The sequence below is a fragment of the Clostridium fessum genome, assembly GCF_027698965.1.
In the GTDB taxonomy this organism is placed as follows: domain Bacteria; phylum Bacillota; class Clostridia; order Lachnospirales; family Lachnospiraceae; genus Otoolea; species Otoolea fessa.
The window spans coordinates 1-289 of record NZ_JAQEQF010000023.1; the positions used below are offsets into that span (position 1 = coordinate 1).

Here is a 289-nt window from a genome sequence, read left to right on the forward strand (position 1 = left end):
TTTATATACTGTTGAGTGTTTAAGGTCCGTAAGTGCACCTCGCGAACAAGTTCGCTCGGTCGCGGCGTTCGCCGCTTATAAAACCGAAAACCAAAAACTGCTTATGAAAGTAAACTTTCAACACAGTTTCTGATTTTGTTTTTGCACTTACTCATTACAACACGAAATTTCCGGTGTCGATGCGCTTAGGGGACACACCCGTTCCCATCCCGAACACGATGGTTAAGACCTAAGCGGCCGATGATACTATGCTGGAGACGGCATGGGAAAGCAGGTGGATGCCGGATTC

Annotated in this window: 1 rRNA gene; it reads left to right on the top strand. The window is 47.1% G+C overall.

Annotated features, from left to right (window positions below):
- Positions 1-169 precede the first annotated feature (169 nt).
- Positions 170-287: ribosomal RNA gene (rrf, locus tag PG862_RS14315) — 5S ribosomal RNA — on the top strand.
- The last annotated feature ends 2 nt before the right edge of the window (positions 288-289 follow it).